The sequence below is a fragment of the Photobacterium sp. GB-1 genome (assembly GCF_003026165.1).
Classification (GTDB): domain Bacteria; phylum Pseudomonadota; class Gammaproteobacteria; order Enterobacterales; family Vibrionaceae; genus Photobacterium.
Genome location: NZ_PYOB01000002.1, coordinates 143,394 through 164,498, shown reverse-complemented (window position 1 = coordinate 164,498; position 21,105 = coordinate 143,394). Strand labels below are relative to the sequence as shown.

Here is a 21,105-nt window from a genome sequence, read left to right as displayed (position 1 = left end):
ATAAATAGGATATTTCATGGTAGATGTAAAAATTGTTGCTTTTGATGATGCGAATAAAGAGAGTATTCGCTTAGTACGTGAGCAGGTGTTTATTAAAGAGCAACAAATTGATCCTGAAATTGAGTTTGATGGCTTAGATACACAAGCGGTGCATGTACTTGTGGTCGATGGTGAACAGCCATTAGGCACGGGGCGCATTCTTGCTGATGGTCATATCGGTCGTATTGCTATCATGAAGGCTGCACGTGGGCAAGGCTTGGGTGTCAAAGTCGTCCAAGCTTTAGTGAACTATGCTAAACAGCAAGGTTATCCCCGAGTGGACCTAGGCGCGCAAACCCATGCTGTCGATTTTTACCGTAAACTGGGTTTCACTCCATACGGTGATGAATTTATGGAAGCCAATATTCCTCATCAGGCAATGGAGCAGAGGTTAAACAATAACTAACGTTATAATGTTTTGTTTAAGAAAATAAAAACGACCTTAAATTAAGGTCGTTTTTTTTGCATTAAAAGTATTATTCAGCAGATTGCGCTGTAAAGTTTCCAAATTGTACTAAGCCGTAGCCTTTACAGAAAGTACGAAACTCATCCACTAGTTGTAGTGTTTTTATTGCTCCCCATTCTAGCTGAATTGCGTGGTTTCGCCATGAAGCGTTATAAGTAACGATAATACAGTCTTCAACGGTAGTATCGCCCATTTTAAATGATGTTTTATCAATAACCGTTAGCTTTTGATAATCTGACTTATTTGTAATTTTGCCAACTTCGATTTTTGGATCGTTAGTGCTAAGAACTGTACTTGTGTAGATATCAGCACGAGACATACTTACGCCAATTTGTGCTAATGGGTATGAAGACGATGTAGTAAATTCATTTTTGTAAGTGGTAATAATCGGCGCTTCACCCCAGTCACTTAAAACAGTACGTTTATGTGCTAATGGTGAGGTTGTGCGATCTTCCCATGTTGTTGACCAAACAAGTTTTTCATTCGAGAACTCTTCTTCCTTATATTCTCTTCCAGTTTCGTCATAAGATATTTTATACGTGCTGGCAATGCCATTTTCATCCACAGGAGCGGCTAAAGTTACAACACGATTAGGTACTGCATTAGCATAATCATCAATGTTAATAAGATCGCTCTGATCTTGGATTAGGTTACCTTTATCATCAATAACCGTTTTACCGTTAATTTTAATCTCGCCATGAACATCGAGTGAAGCAGCAGAAGCGGCAGTTGATAATCCTGTCAGCAGAGCAATTGCAGAAAGAGGAAAAAGTTTAGTCATTATCAATGTCCTTATTTGATGATTAAATTGCCTTTAATCGTTAAATCCTTGTTTAAAACGTATGTCTCACCATCGGCAAGATCTAGTGTTATGGTTTGATCTTCTTTTATCTCTCCATTTTCAGCTATGTATTTGTCAAAGCCTTCAACTGAAGAGAATGTCTTATCTTTTTCAACTGGGACTTCAACTGGTGTCTCGGTTGGTGTCTCGGTTGGTATAGTGGTTGTGGATTCAGAACTTGAACCGTTACAACCTACGAGCAACAAAGTTGATAAGATGAGAGCGTATTTATCACGCTTACTGAACATGGCGTACCCTTATTAACTTAATGGTCTTGATAAGATAAATGTTAAAGAGTACAAGTAAATATGCGCTATTTACACATTGTTAACTATGTCATAACTTTTAATTTTCATTATTTATAAATTCGACACGTACAAAAAAACATACTGTAAATAATTGTTATTTTTCATTTATTGATGGAGTGCTGAATGTAAATAACTGTAAAGCAACATAGCTCTGACTTACCCTCACAAATATCCTTGTTAATATATAATTCTTTATAGGTATGTTTAGAGGTGCTGGCAATTAAGATAAGCGCCTTGCTTATATTGTTTAATTTCCAGATAAGTAGATGATAATGAAACATAAATACATTCCAGTCATAGTCTTCGCTGCTGTAAGTATTATGCTTATTGGTTGTAACCAAGAGATCCTGTCCGACTCTTCTCCTCATAAACAGCATTCATCGAAGGTCGTTCAAGTAGAGACCCAGCCCGTAACAGCTCGCACGTTGACGGAGCAGGTCATGGGCTATGGGGTAGTGAAAAGCCATAATTCGGTTGCGCTAAAAAGTTTAGAGACGAGTCAAATAACCGCTATCTACTTCAAGGCTGGGGAAGCAGTTAAGAAAGGCCAGCTATTAGTGCAGTTTGATCCTTCGTCGGCTAAAGCAAAAGTTGCACGAGATCAGGCACAACTTAACGCCACTAAACAAACATGGCTACGACAAAAAGAGTTAGTGAACAAAGGTGTCGTTGCGCGAAGTACTTATGATGACAGCGAAAGTGATTATAAACAGGCCTTAGCGCAACTAGAGCAAGATGAATCTCAACTTACAGAGTTGGCAATCAAAGCGCCATTTGATGGTGTGATCAGTCAAACTGATTTTCATGTTGGCGACGTGGTAACTGTGGGTAATACCCTTGCAACCTTATACACCCCAGATCAATTGTCGATTGAATATCAACTGCCAGCAGCACAAAAACAAGATTACCGTCTTGATCAAACAGTGACGGTTTATTCAGAGCTTACACCTTCTAAATATGCTCACGGCACGGTAAGTTACGTGTCTCCAAATATTGCAATGGGCCTTGTGACTTTAAAAGCGCAGTTACCTGACGCGAAACAGTTTTCACCAGGGCAAAACGTGAAAGTTGTTCAGCAAACACGACAATTACTTCAGCAAGTTACGATTCCCACCTCATCACTTATCACCAATATTCAAGGCGCACAGGTATTTATTGTTGTGAACAATAAAGCCAGATTACGCGATGTTAAAGTCGGTCAGTACTACGACGGTTATGTACAGATTCTGTCTGGGTTAGCGGTAGGAGATCAATTAGTGATTAATGGACAAAACTACCTACGAACTGACCAAAAAGTGGAAGTCACGTCCGCGCAACAGCCAACGACACAATCATCATTACAGTCAGTAACGGCAGGTAAAAAATGAAATTAACGGAGCTGTGTTTACGCCGTCCGGTGTTATGTACTGTATTGTGGTTGATCCCTGTATTCATTGGTCTGATTTTTTGTCAAAAGTTGCCTTGGCGCTATACCCCACAAATTAGCCAATCCAAAATTCAAGTGACCGTCCATGATAGTGCGTTAGCGGCACAAAATATGATGACTGAAGTGTTGATCCCGATTCAAAATGCTATTGCTGGTACAGAGGGAATCAGCCATTTATCAGCGACTGCACGTCAAGGGCGAGGCAATATCATTATCGATGTCGCATCGAGTGTTGATGACAGTGAAATCGATACCTTAGTCAGTGAAATTCATAATGATATTGGTAATATTGAAAACAAGTTACCTGATGATATTTCGCCGAAAGTGACCAAATCAGACGATCAGGGAATGCCTGCGATGTTGATTGGTTTAACACCTGGCCCCCATCAAGCGGAATATGAATTTCACCAGTATGGTATTGATACGCTATTACCACAGTTAGAACAATTACCTGCCGCAGGCGCGGTAAGTGTAGCGCCAAGCTCTAGTCAATCAGTGTTGATCACCCTAAATCCCGATAAAGTGTATTACTATGGTTTGACGCTGAATAATGTGATTAACAAAATCACTGACGTAAACAGCATTACAGCGATCAGCGGAAAAACATCCGGTACAGAAAGCCAGTATCAGTTGGTCTCAACTGGGGCGATTTCAAGTCTTGATGATATTAAAAAGACCATTATTGCGACTTATCAGCAGCAACCTATTCGATTAGATCAAGTGGCAGATATCACGATTGGTACACCAAGCAGCCAACGTGAAGTGAAACCGCTGGTGGATTTCTCGAAGAAAAATGCCATGCTGTTTGTGTTAAATCCTCAGTACACCGCAACGGCAAACCCACTGGTACTCTCTGAACAAGTTCACGGCTTGTTAGATTCAATGACCTTACCAAGCGGCATGCAAGCGAAAGTCTTGCTGGATAAATCGACCTTTATTATTACCGCACTAGAAGATGTGTATATTGCGATCGGTCTAGCGGTAATACTGGTTGCGGGTGTTATCTGGTTATTCCTTGGTAATTTGCGTATTGCCTTGATTCCAATTGTGACTATTCCTGTCTGTTTATCCTGTTCGTTCATCATTCTTAAATTGGCAGGTTTTAGCATTAACTCTTTGACACTCCTTGCGATGCTATTGGCGGTAGGGCTGGTGGTGGACGACGCTATCGTAGTGGTCGAAAATGTCCACCGTCAATTACGTTTCCATGATTCCGTATTTAAGGCAACAGCCATTGCTTGTCGCCAAATCGGTTTCGCTATTATTGCAACAACCTTAACCCTAGCTGCGGTTTATATACCGGTAGGTTTAGTCGATGGGATTACTGGACAATTGTTCCAGCAGTTCGCTTTTACTTTAGCGGGAACGGTGATTATTTCTGGTATTGTAGCGCTGACATTATCACCCATGATGTGCAGCAAAATGATGAATCATAAACCTGCAGGGCGTTTTGAAAATGGAGTGAATAAACAATTAGATCGCTTATCTAATGCTTATCATCGAATGTTATCAGTCACCATTGATTGGCGAAAAACGACCTTATTAGTGATGGTCGTTGTTTTGGCTAGTAGCTATTGGCCATTTACCCAAACGCCATCAGAAATGCTACCAGATGAGGATTCAGGGCAAATATTTTTATTTCAGCCCTTGGTGGGAAGTAGCGACGACACCAGTCAGCAAAAAATGATCGATAACATGAATACGCAGCTTAAGCATATTCCTGATATTGCGCATGTTGCGATTCTTGCTAGTACTGATTTTATTCGTGGTTTTGTGACCTTAAAACCGTGGCAAGAACGTGATTTATCAGCACAGAAAATCAGTGAAATGATCAATGCGCGATTAAAAGCAGGTGGCAACCGTGTTTATACCGGCGTTATTCCTGCAATTGAAACAGGTGGTGGCCGTCGTGGTAACAGTGGCGGTATCGATATCAATGTCAGTAGTAGTGTTGATGAGCAAGTGCTGGCAAAAGAGCTGACCGAAGTGACTTATAAAATCCAACAGTCACCGTTATTTTCTAATGCGCGTAGTAATCTTAAATTCGATCAGAACCAATTTAAGATTAATATTAATCGCGTATTAGCTTCACAATATGATGTGCCGCTCCGCAATATTCAGCAAATCCTCAAGTTGGCAATGAGTGGTAAGAGTTTCAGTAATGATATGAGCTATCAAGGAACCAATTATCCGCTGCATGTACAGTTGGAATCCTTGTTTACTCTGACGCCTGATTCATTAAAACAGCTGATGATTGCTAATAAGAAAGGGCAATTAGTGCCGATGTCTGCGTTGATTAGTATAGAGAATGAAGTAGGGCCACGCTCACTTGAGCAATATGACAGGGCGACCTCTGCCTCACTGGCTATTCGATTGGCTGATGGTGTCAGCATGGGCGAGGGCATTGCTGCCTTAAACCGTATGCTGCCAGATATTTTACCCACGAATGCTAATTACACCTATGTGGACGAAGCCAAACAGTACCTTGATGCAAACCAACAAATGCTGTTTGTATTTATCGCTGCATTAATCTTCATCTATATGGTATTGAGTGCGCAATTTGAGAGTGTCGTCGATGCGTTAGTGGTCATGCTATCACTCCCCATTACATTATCAGTGGCGCTATGGGCGTTGTATTTTAGTGATTTCACCTTAAATGTGTATTCACAAATAGGCTTAGTGACACTGATAGGTTTGATTTGTAAGCACGGTATATTAATCACTGAGTTTGCTAATGAATTACAAGCCGAAGGGTTAGCACCGCGAGAAGCGATCCTCAAAGCGACCAAAACCCGTTTGCGTCCAATATTAATGACTTCACTGACAATGATATTAGGCTCGTTACCATTATTGTGGGAATCAGGGCCGGGAGCTAATGCGATGGGCTCACTGGGGATCATTATTATCGCTGGTATGGCACTAGGTATTGTTGATCCATTATTTGTCGTGCCAAGTGTGTATTTGATGGTGCAAAAATTAAAGCGCAAAAAGAACATTAACGCTCACGAATCTTAACGCATCAGTGGTGCGTTAGAGATAAAGAAAAACGCAGCCAAGTTGGCTGCGTTTTGTTTTTATTATCTTGTCACCGAAAATATTTCAGCGTTTAAAGTGAATGGGTTCAATCACTCTTTTTTTGCATTCTCTTTTAAGAAATCAAGTACAAGCTTACGGTCTTTATCGTTTAGACCTGCGCGTGGGAACATACTTGTTGTAATACCTTTCCACTGCTTGTAAGTGAAGTCACTTGGGTGTGGTGCTGCGTGACATAGAGTACAGCTACCGTAGAACAGTTTCTCACCCGGTGATTGCTGTGGACCTTGCTCTGCTGCAACCGCTTTTAAGCGCTTACCTAATTGTAGTGACCAAATATCCACTTGGAATTTAGACTTAACAATTTGCGGTGGCTCATACGCTTTGTTTGGTGTTAGTACATCAGTACATTTCTTGAAGTAAGCCAAACAGGTATTAGCACTGGTTGCCTGTGCTAAACCACTACTTGTTTTACTGCTGGTTAGCATGTTGATAGAGCCGGAGTTACAACGGCCTTTCTCATCAAGCTGTAGCCATGCACCTTCGTGAATGTAAATAACACCTGGCATTGCTTCATCAGTAATGCGTGCACCCGCAAGTAGCGCACCACGGTCGTTGTACACTTCAATCACATCGCCATCTTTCACGCCACGTGCTGCCGCATCATCTTTGTTGATAAGCACAATCTGACGACCATCAACAGACTCGTAGCTATTCACATCAGCGTTAGCCATTTGTGAGTGTAGACGCATCCATGGGTGTGGGCTTAGTACGTGAACCTGATCTTTCTTCGCATTACCTAACCATTCAAATGGGGGCATCCATTGTGGCATGGGTGGACACTCAAAGGCTTTAAACTTCGCAAGTGTTTCACTGTAAAGTTCGATCTTACCACTTGGCGTATGAAGTGGGTTTTTCTCAGGATCGGCGTAGAAATCACCATGACGAACAAAGCTGTTAGCATCAGCAGGTGTTGATAGGTGAGTAATGCCGTTTTGCCAGAATGTTTTGAAGTCATCTGTCGCATCAGAAGCTTCGTAAGAGGCTCTAATGTGTTGGTACATGGTTTTACCGTCAGTAAACTCTTTATGTACGTTAAACATGAAGGCAAGACGAGAGAAGATTTCGTAATCGTCTAGGCTTTCACCTACAGGCTCAACCACTTTACGCATCGCATAAATTTTGTTGTTGCTGTAAGTACCACCAGAAGTGATGTCGTCACGCTCTAGTGTTGTTGTTGTTGGGAGCACGATATCTGAGTATTTCGCCGTTGCACACCACCAAGGGTCTTGACAGATAATGGTGTCAATATTCTCGTTAAGCGCTTGGATTAACTCATTAGTATCTTGCTGGTGCGAAAGAAGGTTGTTACCTGCGTTATAGATCAATTTCGCTTTTGGTAACGTTAGGTTCGCGCCATCACGGGTGTAGGCTTTACCTGGGTTTTTCAACATATCTGAAATCATAACAACCGGACATGTTTTAGTGATTGGGTTACGACCTTGAGATAGACCGATAGGCATACGCTTACCAGACGTTGGCATACCACCGTTACCATAGTGCCAGCTAAAGCCTGTCCCTTCACCCGGCTTACCAATCTTACCTGCAATCGCAGCAAAGTTGATGATAGACCAGTGGATCATTTCACCGTGATCAGCACGTTGTAGTGCCCAACCCGCTGCGATTTGAGTACGTTTAGTTACACAAAGCTCTGCAATTTCAACGATTTTAGCGGCAGGAAGACCAGTGATCTTTTCTGCCCACTCTGGTGTTTTCTCAATACCGTCTTCTTTACCCATTAGGTAATCAAGGTACTTATCAAAACCTACAGTGTACTTATCTAAATAAGCTTGATCGTTCTTACCTGTTTTACATAGGTGGTAAGACATCGCAGTAAATAGCGCAGTATCCGTGTTAGGACGGATATTGATCATTTCACTGTCAAGAGCTTTGTCCGTTTGGGTTTTCTGAGGGTTAATAGAGATAAACTTAATGCCTTTCTCTTTAAACGCTTCCCAGTGCTTTTGCATTGAGTGGTCTGCAACACGGAATTCAACACGGTTTGTTTTCCAAGGATCACAACCAATGAATAGAACAGCTTCTGTATTATCTTCTATGATTTTCCACGCGGTTTGTGGTGAGTACACTTCCATATCACCAATAACGTGAGGAAGAATAACTTCAGATGCACCAGCGGAGTAATCACCCGCACAGATACTTTGACCGCCAATAAGGTTAAAGAAACGACCTTGTAGGGTTTGTGGACGGTTAAGGCCACTGTGAGACCAACCACCGTAAGAAGAACTGAATACCGCTTCATTACCGTGATTTTCGATTGTACGCGCAATACAGAAAGCCGCTAGGGCAATTGCCGTGTCCCAATCAACACGAACAAACGGTTCTTTACCACGTAAATGCGGATTGTGATTGCCTAATGGATCTTCAAGCAGAGACTTACGCACCATAGGGTATTTAATACGTGTGTCAGAATAAGTACGGCTTAACACACCTTTAGTCAACATTTCTGTTGGGAATGGGTCAACGTCGTTCAGTGGTTGAACGCCAATTAACTTACCTTCTTTAACAACCGCTTTAAAAGGACCATAGTGAGATGCAGATGGAATAACTTGCGTGTCAGCCGCAAATACCTTGCCTGCAGGAAAAAGTGTGAGTCCGTTGGCAGCAATCGCGGTTGCTACCGAACCTTTTAAAAAGTTTCGACGTGATAGGGTCATGATTATATTCCGAAGACAGTCCGAGTTATAAAAAATTAAGGCAAAATATGCGCCCAATATTTATTCGGTATTGATGCCTATTTTTTTAATAATTCTTGATAGGCTACACGGAAATGAGAAATATATTATAGGGCCAAATGGAAAGTAAGTTTTCAAAAAAGATCACCTAAGTTTAATATGTTTAATGGTCGATATAAATCCTAGAATATTTAGCGCATTAAGCAAAGGTTAATTGAAAATCATTATCAATAGCGACCTTGTTAAGATGGTATAATAATAATTGTGACAAGCATTAACCTGACAATTAGTTGATTATTAATAGATAAATGTGATTTTGTTTCAATAATTCTTGATTGTGTTACAAATAGTAAAAGACTATTGACAGATAAAAAACATTTAGAGCTCTAAATAATTCAAGTTAATAATCAATCACAAAATCAACGTAATGAATTATATTAATAAAAATTTATTTTTTATTAATAACTCGCATTGCCGTATTCATATTCGACTGCTATTTTTGTACGTAACATTTTCTTTTAACGTCATTTTGACGTTTAATTCATTTTGGAACATCAATGAAGAAGCTCTGGCACTTTCTTATAAAGCCAAGCAGTCGCTATTCCGTTTTAGCAATTGCTGTTGTTTGTGTATTAATTACACTTGCAGGCGTATTTACTTTCCACAAATCGATTGAATTCACTTCTACTAACGAGTTTTGTACTGCTTGTCACTCGATGAAGGAAAACTACAACGAATATAAAACAAGCATTCACTTTAAGAACGCTTATGGTGTTCGTGCACAGTGTCGTGATTGTCATATTCCTGAAAATAACCCAATTGCTTTCATGAAGGCGAAATTGGGCGGTATTGGTGATATCTATAGTGAGTTCATTAGTAAAGATATCGATACACCGAAGAAATTCGAAGAAAATCGTCTACGCATGGCACAGAATGTTTGGAAGATGATGAAAGAGACCAATTCAGCGACGTGTAAGAGCTGTCACTCTTACTCTGCGATGGATCATGCTAAGCAATCACCAGCAGCAGCGGCTGCAATGACAGGCGCTGCAGCGAAAGATATGAACTGTATCGAGTGTCACAAAGGTATTGCTCACCAGTTGCCACATATCAACAACGATTTCCAAGCAACGTTTAAGCAATTAAGCATTAATGCAGCGAAAGCGCCTGAAGCGACAACACTTTACTCTCTAACATCTAAGCAGTTGTTTGTGAAAGATGCAGCTTCTGATGATGCACAAGGTCAATTGTACCCAGCATCAGAAGTGAAAGTTGTTGGCCAAAGCGGTGACATGCTAAAAGTTGAACTAACCGGTTGGGAAATCAAAGGTTCAACAACTGGTATGTTAGTTCAAGATATGGCGAAACAAATCCAAACCGCGTCTATTGATCCTGAACTACAAAAAACACAGAAAGTGTTGAACACACAAACAGCGACTGATGGTCAAGTATGGCAGCAAGTTCAAGTTGAAGCGTGGATGACACAACGTGATATGCTTGCAAGCATCAAGCCTATTTGGGGTTACGGTAAAGAAATCCTAGATGCAAGCTGTAACCAGTGTCACGCAACGCCAGAACCAAAACACCTAACTGCAAACGCATGGGTTGATGGCCTAAAAGCAATGCAACAGTACTACACACTTGATAAGAACGAAGAGCGTGTATTACTTAAATATCTACAAGCTCACGCTAAAGATGCACCAGCAGAATCAGCGGCAGAGCAAGCAACTGAGTAAGATCACTTGCTAAAAAATAGATAGCTTGCGGTAACGCAACACCGAAAGGGAATCTGAGAAATCAGGTTCCCTTTTTTAATATATTGATTATTTTCTCTGTTGACCTTGTCTCTTGAGACAATACTTTTATTTTTAGTGTTAAGCCTTTTGTTTCCTCAACAACACTAAATTGAATTTAGTGCCTATAGGGCTTCTTATTAAGCATGTGTACAAACGTTAACGCTGGCTTGAGAGTTGAATAAATAGTAAACATTAAAAAAGGACTGAATGTTTCCACTCAGTCCTTTTTGTGTTTTTCACAATATTAAATACTACGCAGGCACTTCTTGTTTTTTCTCTTTAGGTGCTAGCTGCTCCGCCAGTTTGTGCATTTCAGGGAGCATACGGTGGATCAAGTGAAGTTGCTGTAACACCATACGTACCGAGGTGCAGTCTTCATCACGCCATTGTCCTAAACGCTGATCCAAATCGAGATCTAATGCGGGTGCCTTTTGACATGTGTTACCTGTCAGTTGTGCCGCTAAACATTCTAAGTGGGCGTGAATAATACGGTGCGCTTCAGACACTAACTGATGGGTTTTATCGTCATCGAGCTGTGTTCGGTGTGCACCTAATGCCGAGATATAACTGAGCATGGCATGGTTTAAGGTTAAGAATCGGAAACTTTCATTAGCATCAATTTGGTAACGCTCAGGCTCTGCTAACATATTACTGATCGCCGTATTTAAATGGGCATCAGTATTGTGGGCGTCACGACGGGCGATACGATAGCTTAAACTGTCTTTTTTACCGATTCGGTACTGACCAATAATTTGTGCTAAGTAATCTTTATTGGCATTGATAGCGCCTGACATCGATTTGTGTAATCGCTTAGATTCCCAATCTGGCAAAATAAAGGTAACGGCTAAAACGGCTAATAAACAGCCAATTAAGGTATCGCCTAAACGCGGCAGAATAACAGCATACCCTTCACCTAATTGGTTAAAACAGAATAAGACGAGTAAGGTAATAAATGCCGTTGCCCAGCCGTATTTCACCATTCTAAAGGCAAAGAAAAGCACGCCTGCAGCAACCATCAATACCAGTTGACCTTCTTGTCCTGGGAATAAATAAAGCAGCGGAATACCTGCGAAGATACCTGCCAAAGTGCCAATAACACGTTGGCGTAGTTTTTGGCGAGTCGCACTGTAGTTTGGCTGACAGACAAAAAGGGTGGTCAGCAATATCCAATAACCCCGTTGCAGATCGAGTGCTTGAATACAGCCGTAGCCCACCGTTAACGCTATTGCCATACGTATCGCATGACGAAAAAGTATGGAGTCGGTATTGAACTGGGCGCTGATACGTTTACCTAATTCTTTAAAACCATGCGCTTCGTTATCTGATAACTGAATTTCGTCATTGTCCTCATTATAGGTTGCATCAGGGTTATTGATGTTCATTAACTGACGTTCAACCGTGGCGAGGTTGTTGAATAGGAAATCGAGTTGGATTAACAGCATTTTCCATTCTGGTTTATTTTGGCTATGGAGGTACTGTAATGAATCTTGCAGCTCATTTAAGGCTTTCATGCTTTTTTCATCGTGGGTGTACGATTTCCCCATTGCTAATGCAGTTGAAATATCACGGCAAGCAACGGCTTGAGAACGTAATAAACGTTGGAAACGAAATAGCACATCACTACGGTTAAAGTTGGCTGCTAAATCTTGGTAACGATAATGCGAAGAACTGGCACGTTCATGAATATCTTGTGCCATAAAATAAATTGTTAAGAATCTATCGCCTGTCGTGTTGGGTTGTCCGCGTCTTGCTCGATGTAACAGGGTGGCTTTTGCTGAATTTAGCGCGTTAACGACTCGTGCGTTTTGGCTTGCAGCTTTTAATCGAAGAGGTTGCGGCACTAAGTCGGCAACAGGTTCAAAGAGTTGGCTTTTATGATCTAAATAATCGGCAAACTCGCTAAACACATTAGCAAGGCTGCGTTGTACGGGTTGGTTAGGCCAAAGGATGTGCCATGCTAAGGATAAACAGCCATACCAAAATGCACCGCCTAGTAACAACATCGGCTGGGACCATAAATCGACACTATGATCAGCACCTAGCATGGTGTAAACCGCCAGCAATAATGAAGCAAATGCAATACTTGCGTAGCGTGATCCCATTGCACCTAACATGATGAAACAAAATGTTGACGTGAACAGTCCTAATGCAAAAAAGAGAGGATAAGGGAATAGGACTTCAATCGAAACAGATGCAATTAAAAAACAAAGTAAAGTGAGCGAAAGCGCTTTAATTCTACCGAGAAAATTGTCATCAGTTTCAGCTAGCGCAGCAGCAATAACCCCTAGTACTAACGGTGTCACCTCGCTATTTGAATTGTAATACCAGCAAGGGAGTACGACGCCAACTAACGCAATGAGAACACGAATTGAGTAGTTTATTCTATCGTTCACCCAGTAACGGCGAAAATTTAGATGTAACTTGTTAGTTTGCATATAGATATTAACAATCTTCTGATAAATAATTACAGCGAACGGCTAGAATAACCTTGCCGTAAATTTGATCCAATGGAAGTTCTATAAAGACTTAAATTATTGGGTTATCTAGCTTAGAAATCGGCTTAACGATAACAGAATTTGGTGATAGATACTGCATCGACATCTCATGAAAGAACGTTCGTTTGATAAAAACGAGCAAGTTTTGTTCATTGGTTGAACTTTACTATTGAAGCTGAATCCAAAAATACATTTGTTTGTTCTGCTAGTGGAATTAATAAGTAAATAAATCTTAGAACGCTATGGCATAACAGGAGTTATTGGTACTCTATAGCGATATAAACCCAAGAAACTTGGGTAGACATCCGATCATAGGGTGATTGGACCTTTTCTATTTTAGCTGCACGTTTTTTTACGCGGCTATGTTCAATATTACGCCCATATAAGAATATGGAAAAGTTGGTGAGATAATGCAATTAAGTGCCAGTTGGTTAGCACAATGGTTAGTGCAGGGTGATTATTACAGTATCGCTTTAGATGACAATGCATTGGTTTTAGATAGCCAAGTTGGCTCAGAAGTGATCTCGTTTGACGATTGGGATGGCTCAATTGAAATACATCGTGGTGTGTTATGGGGAGCGTTAGAGCTAACTTCTTCTGATCAGCAATATTGCTGGACTATTCATGGTTTGCCTTGGAGCGAATGTAAGCCGTTTGCCGCTTTTCTTATCCGCACGTATCAAGATTGGGCAAGAAATCGCGTTGATAAATTAGACGCTGTTTTACCTGAAATCTTACAGCGTATTGGCAAATTTTCATCACAGCCGGGCTATTTACGTGGCTCTGAGCATGAATCGTTACATACTTTCCTTCATCAATCGCTTGCTGATACAGATTTAACACCAGAGTTAGCGGCATCATTCCGTCCTCGTAGCTTTGAAAAAATTTCGCCTTGGCTAGAAGAACATCAAGATTGGGTTGAAGAACACAATAAGACTTGGATTAAGCAGCAATCTGAAAAATGGGGATCATGGTTTGATAGTTTTGAGCGTTCACCATTAAATGACTCTCAACGAGAAGCGGCGTTAATCAACCAAGATCATAACTTAGTACTTGCCGGTGCAGGTACGGGTAAAACCAGTGTTTTGGTGGCTCGTGCAGGCTACTTAATTGCGAGTCAGCAAGCCGTACCTGAAGATATTTTGATGCTGGCATTTGGCCGAAAAGCGGCAGAAGAAATGTCGGAGCGTATGGGGGAGAAAGTCAGCGATCGCGTGAAAGTTGCTACCTTCCATAGCTTAGGTTCGCAAATCATCGCAGAAGTAGAAAAAGAAAAGCCTAATGTAGCAGGTGTCGCTATTGATGCACGTGTTCGTTCAGCATGGATTGCCCGTATGTTGATTGAACAATGGAATAAATCAGCGTCAGCGAGCAAATGGCAACGTCACCTTACGCAATGGCGAGTTCCGGGTTTTAGCAAAGAAAACACGATGGAACAGCAGGCTGAAAATGAGCAATTGCAAGCTTGGGTTTGGCGCCATATTGAATTATTAGGTCAATCGACATTGTCGAAAGAAGCGCTAATAGAAGAAATTCAAAATAACAATAACCCAGCGATGCGCCCGCGCATGAAGAGCGAATTAGAGTTATTGTGGCCTTGCTATCAAGCTTATCAGCAGTACTTAAAATCAAAGAAACAAATCGACTTTAACAGTATGATTGATGTGGCAACTCAATATGTTAAAGAAGGTAAGTTTGTGTCACCTTGGCGCTTTATTATGGTGGATGAGTACCAAGATATTTCGCCACAACGTTTAGCGCTAATTGAAGCATTATGCGGCCAGAAAGTAGAAGGTAAGTCGACACCAACCTTGTTTGCCGTTGGGGATGATTGGCAGGCTATTTACCGCTTTGCGGGGGCTGATGTTAACCTAACGACTGACTTTGAAGGGCGTTTTGGTTCATCTCATATCACTGAGCTATCAACAACGTATCGCTTTAATAGCATGATTGGTGAAGTGGCAAACTTATTTATTCAACAAAACCCAAGCCAAATTAAAAAGCAGTTAACCAGCTTTACGAAACAAAATAAGAAAGCGGTTACCTTGCTTGATAGTGATTTAATGCTGCAAGATTTAACCCGTTTAGCCAAACTTTATGATAATAAAGAAACGAGCGTGATGATCTTGGGTCGTAACAATAAGCAGAAACCAGCAAAGTTTGAAGACTGGAAAGCACAGTGGCCACAACTTAACTTGAAATACATGACATGCCACGCGAGTAAAGGGCGTGAAGCTGATTATGTCTTTATTGTTGATGTTAACAAAGGTATTTTCCCGTCTCCAGATCGTGAAACAGGTTTAGCTGCTGTGATGCAACCACGTACTGAAAACTATACTGATGCAGAAGAACGCCGTTTGTTCTATGTGGCGTTAACACGTGCGCGTAAACATGTATGGGTATGTGCTGGTTCACATAATACATCTTCTTTTATCAATGAGTTAATCGAAGATAAGTACCCTGTAAATAATAAGATTAAACGCATTAAGTAATGATGTGATTGTTAAAAAACCGACCTATTAAAGGTCGGTTTTTTTATTTCTGTAAAAGTAAGTTGTGGCTTTTATCATTATTAGCCGACTTTATGGAAACTAACGATGTTGTTTGATGGAGCATTGGCATCGATGTACTCTTTGACCTGTAATTGCTGCTCATCGGTTAGGTATAACCCCAATTTAGTTCGGCGCCATAAGAAGTCTTCGACCGTTTTTACATGTTCATGTGCGATAACATAATCAATTTCTTTTTGGTACACACCATCAGCAAATTGAATGCCCATATCGTCAATACAAGCAACATCTGCCAACATCTTATAGCAGTAACTTCCAAATTGTTTTACATAACGTAGTGCTTGTTTATCACTTAGCCATGGGTAACGGCTTTGTAAGCTTTCTGCGAGTTGTTTTCGTGAACAGCTAAAATTTCCACCAGGTAGGGCTTGATTGGCTGTCCATGATTTGCCCATTTGCGGGAAGAAAGGTTCTAGGTGTTTCATCGCCGATTCTGACAGCTTTCGGTAGGTCGTCAATTTGCCACCAAAAATTGAAAGCAAAGGTGCTTGGTCGAGTTCTTGCTCAAGTTCTAGTGTGTAATCACGTGTGATTGCTTGTGGTGAATTTGATTCATCATCACACAGTGGACGAACGCCGCTAAACGTCCACACCACATCTTCTCGGTTGAGTTGATCAACAAAGTGTTGATTTACAATATCAATTAGGTAGTCGATCTCAGTCTCATCAATCGCGACATGACGAGGATCGCCTTTGTATTCCAGATCTGTGGTGCCAATGATTGAAAAGTCATCAAGGTAGGGAATAACAAAAACAATTCGGTTATCTTTGTTCTGAAGAATATAGGCTTGCTCTTCATTATGAATTTTTGGCACGACAATGTGAGAGCCTTTGATCAAACGAATGTTACGAGGCGATGGCGTTTCTAAACCGTTATCAAAAAATTGTTTAACCCAAGGTCCTGCCGCATTAACAAGCGCTTTGGTTCGTCGCTCAAAGCGCTCACCTGTACGTTGATCAACCATGGTAACGCGCCAAATATCCCCTTCTCGTACCGCACTTTCAACTTTGCAGTAGTTAGCAACCTCGCCGCCATTTTCTTCAATAGCCATAATGTTTAATAGCACTAAACGCGCGTCATCAACCCAGCAATCAGAGTACTCAAACCCCACTTTCATTTCTGGTTTAAGTAAACCAGATTGTGCCAGATTAATTTTTTTACTCGCAGGTAAGGTGGTTCGTTTGCCTAAATTATCATAAAGAAATAGACCACTGCGGATCATCCAAGCTGGGCGTAAAAAAGGACGGTGAGGAAGGCGGAATCGCATCGGCTCGGCAACATGAGGCGCTTTTTTTAAGAGCACCTCACGTTCAGCGAGTGCTTCGGAAACAAGGCGAAATTCATAATGTTCAAGGTAGCGTAGACCACCATGGATGAGCTTTGAACTTGCAGATGATGTGGCAGAGGCAAAATCATTTGCTTCGTATAAAGCAACATTTAAGCCTCGACCAGCCGCATCTGCTGCAATACCAGCACCATTAATACCGCCACCGATGACGATGATATCGAGAAGAGGGGTTGCGCTATTGTTTTTAGTGATATCCATAAAACGACCTTAAAAAATGAGCAAACGAACATAAGAGAGCATAATGTAAGCATAACTTAAGTTTCGTTTGTGATCATTTATTGTTTTCGTTTGTTGTTCGTTTTTGCTCGTTTATGTGATTTGTATAAAAAAATGCGCTTTTATATTGAATGAGTTTTGCGATTGTTAGCATGTTTTACTCATTATGGTCATGCTCTGAAACCACCTCAATTTGTAATTGATGTTCATTAATAATTGAAAGAATATTTTCAGGTGGTTGCTGATCGGTAAAGAGTGCATCCACTTGCGAAATACAGCCCAGTTTGACCATCGCATTACGTCCAAATTTAGAGTGATCCACAGCAAGAAATACTCGGCGGCTATTTTCAATAATGGCTTGCTTTACGCGCACTTCATGATAATCAAAATCAAGTAACGAGCCGTCATTATCGATACCACTTATGCCTAAGATGCCGAAATCTAAGCGAAATTGTTGGATGAAATCGAGCGTGGCTTCTCCAATGATACCGCCATCATGATCACGAACTTCACCGCCGGCGAGAATCACTTTAATTTCTGGGTTTGATAACAAAATCGTGGCAGCATTTAAGTTGTTGGTTACAACACGTAGTTGTTTGTGTTGGACACACAACGCACGTGCGACAGCTTCAGGTGTAGTGCCGATATCAATAAACAGCGATGCACCATCAGGGATATGTTTAACAAGACTTGCAGCGATTAAGTCTTTCTCGCTGAAATTAAGTGATTTACGGGTAATGTAAGAGGTATTTTCAGAGCTAAGTGGCGTCGTAGCTCCACCGTGATAGCGACGAATTTTATTAGCGTCGGCGAGTTCGTTCAGATCGCGGCGAATCGTTTGAGGGCTGACGTTAAAACGTTCGACTAACTCTTCTGTACTGACATAGCCTTGTTTTTTCACCAACTCTATAATTTCTTGGTGTCTTGGTATTTGTTTCACTAAAAATTTCCCTGTCTTACTTGGCATTGCCAGATATACATTTAAATATAATGTTATCTATTGTGCTTTAATTTTCCTTTCCATAGAAGTGATTCAATTCTCTTATCTGTATTCAAATAAAAAAGAGCGTTACAAAGAACGCTCTTTTTCTCTTTTATTCGTTTTATGAATAATTAATCTTCGCAATCATGCATTTCTGCCCATGTTTGCGCGCATTTAACTGCGCGTTTCCAACCTTTATAGCGTCGCTCACGCTTATCATCACAAGCGTGGGGACTGAAAGTGCGGTTAATTACGGCTTTATCTTTAAGCTCATCAATATTACTCCAGAATCCGACAGCTAAGCCTGCAAGATAAGCGGCACCTAATGCAGTGACTTCGGTGACTTCTGGGCGCTGAACTTCGGTATCTAATACATCAGACTGGAATTGCATTAGGAAGTTATTGGCTACGGCGCCACCGTCAACTTTCAATGTGGCAAGCTGAATACCTGAATCCGCTTTCATGGCGTCAATAACATCACGGGTTTGATAAGCAATACTTTCAAGCGTCGCACGAATAATATGGTTTGAGTTCACACCTCGGGTTAAGCCAACAATTGTGCCGCGTGCGTAAGCATCCCAATATGGCGCACCTAACCCCGTAAAGGCCGGTACGACATAAACACCGTTTGAAGTATCAACCTTAGTGGCAAAGTACTCGGAGTCTTTGGCATCAGCTAATAGTTTCATTTCATCACGTAGCCATTGAATGGATGCGCCCCCCATAAATACAGCACCTTCAAGTGCGTAGGATGCTTCACCTGATGGGCCACAGGCTAATGTAGTGAGTAGACCATGAGTTGATGATACTTTTTCTTGTCCTGTATTCATTAACAAGAAACAGCCCGTTCCGTAGGTGTTTTTAGCTTGCCCTGGCTCAACACACATCTGACCGTAGAGAGCGGCTTGTTGATCTCCGGCAATACCCGCAATTGGAATACGTGTGCCGCCTTTACCACCAATATTGGTTTTACCGTAGACTTCCGATGAGCGTTTTACTTCTGGCATCATAGAGGCAGGAATACCTAACTCATCGAGCAGCTTTTGATCCCACTCAAGGGTATTGATATTAAATAACATGGTACGAGAGGCGTTGGTGTAATCTGTTACGTGAACGCGGCCTTGAGTCATTTTCCATACTAGCCAAGTATCAACAGTACCAAACAGTAATTTACCAGCCTCAGCATCTTCTCGCGCGCCATCAACATTATCTAAAATCCATTTTACTTTGGTACCAGAGAAATAAGGGTCAAGGACAAGACCTGTATTCTCGCGTACATATTCTTCTAATCCACGTTGCTTTAATTCTTCACAGATCTCTGCGGTACGACGACACTGCCATACAATGGCGTTATAAACTGGCTTACCTGTTTCTTTATTCCAAACAATAGTAGTTTCACGTTGGTTTGTAATACCGATCGCTGCAATTTGATCGCTACGAATACCTGACTGGCCTAATACTTCGACTAAGGTTGAACTTTGGGTGGCATAGATCTCTAGTGGATCATGTTCAACCCAACCCGCTTGAGGATAAATTTGGGTAAATTCTCTTTGTGCGACACTTACGATATTGGCATCGTGGTCAAGAATAACTGCACGAGAGCTTGTTGTGCCTTGGTCTAACGCTACGATGTATTTTGGATCGTTCATGTTTTTGTCCTTTGTTTCAAACTATTATAATTATACTAGGTAGTAGAGGTTAAGCTTGCGTGCGAGCTTCTTCTTCTGTGTTTTTGTCACATTGATTTGGAATTGTACAACCTTGTCCTTGTTGAGGCAGATGCGCTGCAACAACTTTAGGGTATAACCAGCCACCAAAACAGGCGCCAGCAATGGGAGCTAAAATCGGCACAATAAAGTAAGGAATATCAAGGCCACCTGTCAGTGCTTTATCCCAACCGGCGAAATAGGCGAACAACTTAGGGCCAAAATCACGCGCTGGATTCATAGCAAAACCTGTTAATGGACCTAAAGAGCTACCAATTACGGCAATTAAAATTCCGATAAGTAATGGATTTAAAGCACCACGGGATGCGCCATTATTTTCATCACCAAGGGCTAAGATGGCGAACATCAATACTGCTGTGATCACAAACTCGACAGCAAATGCGCCGAAAAATGACAGACTGGCATGTGGGTAAGTCGAGAAGATCCCTGCGGTTGCCAATGCTTCATTACTGCTTCGTACAAATTGATGGGTAATTTCATATTGGGTAAAGAGGTTGCTATATAGGGCATAGATAAGCGCAGCAGAGCAGAAAGCACCAAGAAGTTGACTAATAATGTAAGGTGCGACTTTCTTTTTATCAAAACCGTGAAATGCAGCAAGAGCAATAGTAACGGCTGGGTTAATGTGAGCGCCAGACACGCCTGCAGTACAATATATGGCTATAGTGACACCTAATCCCCAGATAATACTGACTTCCCATTGACCAAAATCAGCGCCTGTTAATACTAAAGCGGCGACACAGCCGACACCAAAAAAGATTAACAAGCCTGTACCGATAAATTCAGCGATACATTCGCCGAGTAGTGAGGGGGCTTTCGTTATTGTCATTTTAATTATCCTTATTATTCACATCGAATGTTATTGTCTGGGAGCACGGCATATCTTCTACAATATTCGACATTTCGAAAACAAAGAAACATTAAAAGTGAGCGTTCGAGCATTAAATGAAAATAAAATGTATTTGTTTTGTTAAATGGCTCATATTTTTTAAACGAATAAATCCATATAAAAATATAAAACGAAAGGTGTTATGCGTATTTATATCTTTTATGAAGGTATGAAGTGGCGAGTATTGATGAGTTGTCGTCATAAAAAAGGACTCA

Annotated in this window: 13 protein-coding genes; 5 read left to right on the top strand and 8 right to left on the bottom strand. The window is 41.2% G+C overall.

Annotated elements, in window-relative coordinates; translation table 11 throughout:
- Positions 1-16 precede the first annotated feature (16 nt).
- Positions 17-445 carry a GNAT family N-acetyltransferase gene (locus C9J45_RS03390; RefSeq protein ID WP_107206232.1) on the top strand — a complete coding sequence of 143 codons (429 nt, stop codon included), beginning with the start codon at positions 17-19 and terminating at the stop codon, positions 443-445.
- 70 nt (positions 446-515) lie between these two features.
- On the opposite strand, the gene C9J45_RS03385 is transcribed toward C9J45_RS03390, so the two are convergent.
- Both C9J45_RS03385 and C9J45_RS03380 read right to left on the bottom strand, forming a co-directional pair.
- The gene (locus C9J45_RS03385; protein WP_107206233.1) at positions 516-1,286 is read right to left on the bottom strand and encodes a hypothetical protein; all 771 of its coding nucleotides are present in this window, start codon (positions 1,284-1,286) and stop codon (positions 516-518) included.
- 11 nt (positions 1,287-1,297) lie between these two features.
- On the bottom strand, positions 1,298-1,594 hold the full coding sequence (locus C9J45_RS03380) for a hypothetical protein (protein ID WP_107206234.1): 297 nt from the start codon (positions 1,592-1,594) through the stop codon (positions 1,298-1,300).
- A 332-nt stretch (positions 1,595-1,926) separates the two neighbouring features.
- On the opposite strand from C9J45_RS03380, the gene C9J45_RS03375 reads away from it, so the two are divergent.
- Positions 1,927-3,021, top strand: a complete 1,095-nt coding sequence (locus C9J45_RS03375; RefSeq protein WP_107245952.1) for an efflux RND transporter periplasmic adaptor subunit — start codon at positions 1,927-1,929, stop codon at positions 3,019-3,021.
- Positions 3,018-6,095, top strand: coding sequence for an efflux RND transporter permease subunit (locus C9J45_RS03370; protein ID WP_107206236.1), 3,078 nt, complete (start codon positions 3,018-3,020; stop codon positions 6,093-6,095). Before C9J45_RS03375 ends, C9J45_RS03370 begins: the two co-directional genes overlap by 4 nt.
- A 110-nt stretch (positions 6,096-6,205) precedes the next feature.
- Here the strand turns inward: C9J45_RS03370 and C9J45_RS03365 are convergent, their stop codons facing one another.
- Positions 6,206-8,848 (bottom strand): molybdopterin-dependent oxidoreductase, encoded by a 2,643-nt coding sequence (locus C9J45_RS03365; protein ID WP_107206237.1) that lies wholly within the window; start codon positions 8,846-8,848, stop codon positions 6,206-6,208.
- Between the two features lie 575 nt (positions 8,849-9,423).
- Here C9J45_RS03365 and torC point away from each other — a divergent pair.
- A complete protein-coding gene (gene torC / locus C9J45_RS03360; protein WP_107206238.1) occupies positions 9,424-10,602 on the top strand; it encodes a pentaheme c-type cytochrome TorC in 1,179 nt (392 codons plus the stop codon).
- A gap of 311 nt (positions 10,603-10,913) precedes the next feature.
- On the opposite strand, the gene yccS is transcribed toward torC, so the two are convergent.
- Positions 10,914-13,097 carry a YccS family putative transporter gene (gene yccS, locus C9J45_RS03355; protein ID WP_107206239.1) on the bottom strand — a complete coding sequence of 728 codons (2,184 nt, stop codon included), beginning with the start codon at positions 13,095-13,097 and terminating at the stop codon, positions 10,914-10,916.
- Between the two features lie 470 nt (positions 13,098-13,567).
- Between yccS and helD the strand changes: the two genes are divergently transcribed.
- Entirely contained in the window at positions 13,568-15,649 is a 2,082-nt protein-coding gene (gene helD / locus C9J45_RS03350; protein ID WP_107287127.1) for a DNA helicase IV, read from the top strand.
- An 80-nt stretch (positions 15,650-15,729) separates the two neighbouring features.
- Here helD and glpD read toward each other — a convergent pair whose 3' ends face one another.
- The 4 genes from glpD to C9J45_RS03330 form a co-directional block, all read right to left on the bottom strand.
- Entirely contained in the window at positions 15,730-17,274 is a 1,545-nt protein-coding gene (gene glpD, locus C9J45_RS03345) for a glycerol-3-phosphate dehydrogenase (protein WP_107287126.1), read from the bottom strand.
- Between the two features lie 175 nt (positions 17,275-17,449).
- Complete coding sequence (locus C9J45_RS03340) at positions 17,450-18,232, bottom strand: DeoR/GlpR family transcriptional regulator (RefSeq protein WP_107206242.1); 783 nt, start codon at positions 18,230-18,232, stop codon at positions 17,450-17,452.
- 173 nt (positions 18,233-18,405) lie between these two features.
- Positions 18,406-19,923, bottom strand: coding sequence for a glycerol kinase GlpK (glpK, locus tag C9J45_RS03335; protein ID WP_107206243.1), 1,518 nt, complete (start codon positions 19,921-19,923; stop codon positions 18,406-18,408).
- A 49-nt stretch (positions 19,924-19,972) separates the two neighbouring features.
- Positions 19,973-20,830 (bottom strand): MIP/aquaporin family protein, encoded by an 858-nt coding sequence (locus tag C9J45_RS03330; RefSeq protein WP_107245958.1) that lies wholly within the window; start codon positions 20,828-20,830, stop codon positions 19,973-19,975.
- Positions 20,831-21,105 lie beyond the last annotated feature (275 nt).